This is a genomic window from Halomonas sp. 707D4, assembly GCF_024158685.1.
GTDB lineage: Bacteria > Pseudomonadota > Gammaproteobacteria > Pseudomonadales > Halomonadaceae > Vreelandella.
Genome location: NZ_JAMZBD010000226.1, coordinates 1 through 5,059, shown reverse-complemented (window position 1 = coordinate 5,059; position 5,059 = coordinate 1). Strand labels below are relative to the sequence as shown.

Annotated in this window: 3 protein-coding genes; all 3 read right to left on the bottom strand. The window is 50.7% G+C overall.

What is annotated here, in order from left to right; genetic code table 11:
- The coding region (locus tag BIS11_RS10640; RefSeq protein WP_253586028.1) for a hypothetical protein at window positions 1-1,019 on the bottom strand (1,019 nt) is incomplete at its 3' end.
- 34 nt (window positions 1,020-1,053) lie between these two features.
- Window positions 1,054-1,398 (bottom strand): hypothetical protein, encoded by a 345-nt coding sequence (locus tag BIS11_RS10635; protein WP_253425726.1) that lies wholly within the window; start codon window positions 1,396-1,398, stop codon window positions 1,054-1,056.
- Between the two features lie 98 nt (window positions 1,399-1,496).
- A complete protein-coding gene (locus BIS11_RS10630) occupies window positions 1,497-4,538 on the bottom strand; it encodes a toxin VasX (protein WP_253425729.1) in 3,042 nt (1,013 codons plus the stop codon).
- Window positions 4,539-5,059: the final 521 nt, after the last annotated feature.

Below are 5,059 nucleotides of genomic sequence, written 5' to 3'. Positions count from 1 at the left end.
AACATTACCAGCTCGTCGCTGGGCTTTGCCCATTGCTCTTCGGGCAACGGTTTTGACCATTCGACCATTTCTGGTGGCAACAGGTTTGGTCGCGCCTTGCGAAGCCGTCGGTTGTCCCACTCGGTCAAGTAACCTGGCAAATTCCAAAGCTGAATAATATCCATTGCATACCAGGCGCCCCAGTAGAACCAACCGATTTCGCCGCTGGCACGGCGCTCATTCATGCGGCGGCGCGCACGGCGCAAGGTATGTACCCCTTCCCAAGGGGGATCGTTTTCTTCGCGAGCGGTTAGTGGATCCTGTATCTCGGCATGCGTGTTCACCTCGTACTCCATGTAGGCGCGCACGGCTTCCCATTGGCTGATTGCCAAGGGCTTGGCAAAGGTCATGAACTCGATTTTTAACCAGTGACCCGTTTCAGGATGCGCGTAGCCCATGCCTATGCCGAACTGTTGCTGCACACCGTACTGAGTAACACCGCGTGCCTCGACCACCCAGGCCATGAGCGACTCCCAAGGCACGATGACGATTTCCTTTGTTTCATCTACTACAAAGCAGACTTCACGACGTTGGCGATGAAAGCGTACTGGGGAAGCGTTGCGTAAGCGTTTGAGCGCTGTCCAGTGACCTGAATACATTATTAAAAAAATGCCTCCTCCCCCAGCAGCACCTACCCAGAAACAAAACTCTAGTGTTTCCCAAATAAGCTCAAAAGGGGCACCTAACATCGTTGATAAAAGAATACTAGGAGCCACCAATGCAAATAATAAAAAAAGACCAAAAGTTACTCCTGTCAACAATTGCCAACCAAAAACATCCATGTACCCCCCACCCACATCTAGGTATCTTTCATTAAGACTACTGATAGAGCCGTTTAAATCTAACGTCTCGTGGCCAGTAGGTAGAGGTTTTGGGGCAAGATAGGTAATACGCCCCGCAGGGATGGCTTGCGTCTTCCCTGCTTGGTGAGGCTGATTGGTATCTGGCTGTGGCAGATCCGGTGCCTTTGAACTCATCATTTACATCCTGATAGCTTTCATTAAATATAAGTTTTTATAACTCAATTTGCTGCCAGCTTCCTAGTTCATCCCGGCGTCTAAACGTGGAAGGCGTGTAGCGCCTGTCACTGCCTATTCCGCCGCGTGGATCAATATAGATATAGGCTTCGCTTGCCTGATACTTGCCTTCATCATCCAATTGCTCGAGTTGGATACCGATAGCCCAATGCTCGGTAAATCTACCACTATCAGTACGGCGGTGTGCAATCGTACTTCCGGAGAGTACAACATGATCACTCTGGCCCCCGGTAGTGAGAACCAGATTTTGCGCAAGTTCGGATGAAGCATCCAGCCATCTTTCCGCTGTTCGAATAGTTCCCTCACGGGGATCTCTTTTCACAGGCTGCACCTGCCAAGCTTTTAAAGAAACTCTTACAGGAGGTTTCCCAGCCAGTGGAGGCTGTAGCGCTTCGGATGTCAATTCAGGAAGATGTAGCTTTAGCTTATAGTGATCAGGTACGCGAACGAAATCAGGCAGCCAGCTATCTGAATAGCTTTCCTCTTCCAAGGTGACATGTGCGGCCTGTGCAATACGCTGCAACTCTTGCAGATAAAGTTCCAAGGCTTCGTTACTACCCTCTTTTCCCCATGGCGAAGAAAGTAGCCATTGATCATGCTGGGAAATATTATGCCGGTTATATAACCAAGTAGCACCCAGCTGCAAGACTGAGAATACCAAGCCGACCACATTGACTCGCCAAAAACAGAAGCAAGATGAGAACCTGCGCCTGCCCATGTTATAGCGCCCTGTGCTACACCGCGCCGTGTTACCAATGTGGAGCGTAGGCCATATGTGTAGTTACCTATCAACCCCATGTCGCCTACCATTGAAGCAGCAGCAGCGCTTTGAGCATTTGAGTTACCGCTACGCACCGCCTCTTGCCAGTTATCATGATTGTTATTAAGACTAAAAACTGATGCCACTAGAGCTGCACCATAACTAGCGAGTCCTATCCTATAGTGCATTGTACCTAACTGAGCGTATACTCCGTTTGCATGGCTGGTTCTAAAAGTAGATGCCAAATATTGAGCACGTGCCTCCAGCGCAGTGTTACCGATACTTTGCGCTGCCATAAAGCCAGCGGCGGCAGTTGCAGCAAATGCTCCCACAAGTTCAACCCTTGCTTTGCTCCTTGCTTTATAGTCACCTTCAGAACTAAAATCGTTCCATGCCTTATATGCAGCCCATAAATTAATGGCCTGCCCTACAACAACTAATAGACTGATGCCGTCCCCCAACACTGCCGCAGGTGGGGCACGATAAATTCCCTGCCTGAAATTACTAGTTACATGCCCGACTGCCACAGCTTTAGATGCATCGTCAAACTGCAGGGTTAAACCTACACTTCCAGCGCCTCCGTTAAGCACCACCAGGTCATTGGCCCCGGCCTCACCGACTGGGCTAAGTGCCGCCGCCAGCTTATGTTCATTGGCCGTCAAGCGGCTTTGTACTTCTCCTCGCTGCGCGTTGAGCGCGCGACGCTCATTACCCGTTACCTGCTGACGTCTATTATTTAGGCTAGTTAACTGCTGCCGCAGCCGAAGGGTGTCATCTACTAGCACCATCAGTTCATCCAGGCTTGCAGCCGATACGACGAACCTGGCTTGGTTGATTTTTGCAGCATCGACTATGCGCGCCCAGGTAGCGGGAGGCGTTAATTGGCGGAAAATATCTTCCAGTGCAGGCATTGAAAAGCCGTTACTACCTCCAGGTTGCTGGAACTGCTCCATGACCTTGGCAAACCCAATCCCAACTGCTGGGGAAAGATTTTCCTGAACGCTATTAGCAAGCGCCTGTGTCGATTCTGAAAGCTCGGCAACATTGGGCAACTTGCCACGTTCGGCCTGAGTCAACGTTTCAATCCAGCTTTGAATATTGGTAATGACACCATACCCTGCAGAAAAGAGCGCTGTATAATCCTTTATCAGCGTTGCCTGTTCTTGCAACGTACGGGTATGCAGTAAAGGCCGATCATAATGAGGATTGTCGGTAAGCCACTGATGTATCTGTTCAACCACTGCATCATCTCGACAGATATCCCGTGTGCAGGCGAATTCAGCACCGAATGCCAACTCGACCTGTATCTCGTCATCAGCATCAAAATACCATGCGCCAAGATGAAAATAGTTTGAACACAACATTTGACCGCGATCTTGACTAATCTTATCGAGCAGCTCGTTCCAACGGGCTAGCTTGGGGCGCTCACGAGCGAGAAAGGCATCCATTTGCTGTCGATTGATCAGGTCATTAATACCTCGCTGGCCAAACGAAGCGCCTTCCAGCATGTCGCGTATACGTTGATTATTAGTTCGCTTTACATCGATGATGGTATCCAAATGTTCATCGATATAGCCAGATTCAGCCCCACGTAGACTTTGTTTAGCATAATAACGGCGAATCGCTTCACTATATTTACCTGGAAGCTCTTGCGCACTGGCAGGATTGGCATTTCTACTAATATCGAGAAGGATTTCTCTTAGATCCTCGGGTCGGTCAGAGTCAGGATCATAGGGGCTATACGTCTGTTGTTCTTCATTTAAATAATTCAATAATGCTTGTCTTGTACGCTCCCTTTCTTCCTCGTCTAATGCTTCCAAATCTTCCCATAGCGCGCGTTCGGGGGAGCCTTTTTCTCCTGGCGCCACCTGTTCCATGTTATCGGCAGTCAACTGCGTTATCGACTCAATATAACAGCCCAGCACATAGTCGCGTTCGGTATTACCATTTTCCTCCTGCGTCCACTCTTCTATCCAACCCACTACGTTATCTTGAAACTGCGCCAAATCACGCATAACGCCAATATCATCGCGCACGACTAGGCAGAGACACTCGTCCCGATCCTCGACATCGTGCTGCTTGAGCAGTTTTCCCAAGCGGGTCTTGTGGTAGTAGTGATCGTTTTCCCAGTGGTAGGCTTCCCCTTCCTGCTCATGCCCGCCGTCGGGTACTTCTAGCTCGGCATCCTCCGCAAACTCGGCCACCCATTCCTCGGCCTGTGCGGTAGTCATCAAATGCTCGCCACCACCCGAAAGAGGATTAACGCCTTCCAGGTTGACCGCCTGCATGAAGGCATCGCGGTCCTCTTCGCTTTCCTGCACCTGAGCGCGCTTGGCCTCGGTCCATTCGACTTCTGAAAAGCAGACGTAGAGCGTACGGTCGGTTTCGTACTCAAGTTTGCCACTGATGCTGCTGCCCTCGCCACTGAACTGGTATTCGTCCAGCTCGTTCGTTTCACCATCCAGCACATAAAGATAGCCGTTGCGTATAAGGCGTATGCCGAGTGGGCGCGCACTGAGCTCGTAAGGTGTGGCCATACCGGGAGTGAGTGTTTCGACCAGCCCGTAGCGCAATGGGAGCAACTGTACTTTGCCCTGAAGCAATGGACAGGTAGCACCTTCCTCGTTATCGCGGCAGGAGAGTTCATGGGCCGCTAGGGTAGCGTCGTCTCGATCATCAGCAGGGCGCTCGAATGCAGACATGTAACCACTCTCTATGTCGTTTCGGAATAGGTAGAAGAAAGAGCTAGCGCTCTTTTGAGTCGCTCATCGGGCGGAGCATCTGACGTAACGGTCAGGCAAGCGTATATCGTAGAAGCATTTTTCTCGAACGAGGACCAAGTCATACTTTGCACCCTGGTAAACAAGGTGCACAGCAACCCCCATTGACGCGGTGTGCTAAAACCATAACGTCGAGCGGTATCGGTCAATATCTCTAGATACCCATAGCGCTCCGCAAGGTTTTGGGGAAGCGACCAATGAGAGCAGTGAGCGTCGACAAAGCTCATAAGATTGCGTATATCCCGCCGTTTGTCACAAGCCTGCAAGCGACAAAGTTGCCTATCATTGAGCTGGATCCCGTCTTTTGGAACGCTTGAAAGTGCCTCAGTGTCAGCAACGCCAGGCGTGCTTCGAATCCAAGATGTCGTGACACCATCAGGTCTGACCAAAGCTTCGATAGGCCCCCAAGGAGCTACAGCAGGACTGCTTTGATCAGGAAGCAG

Coding starts and splice junctions, on each gene's coding strand:
- BIS11_RS10630 (WP_253425729.1), bottom strand. CDS start 4,538: ATGTCTGCATTCGAGCGCCCTGCTGATGATCGAGACGACGCTACCCTA.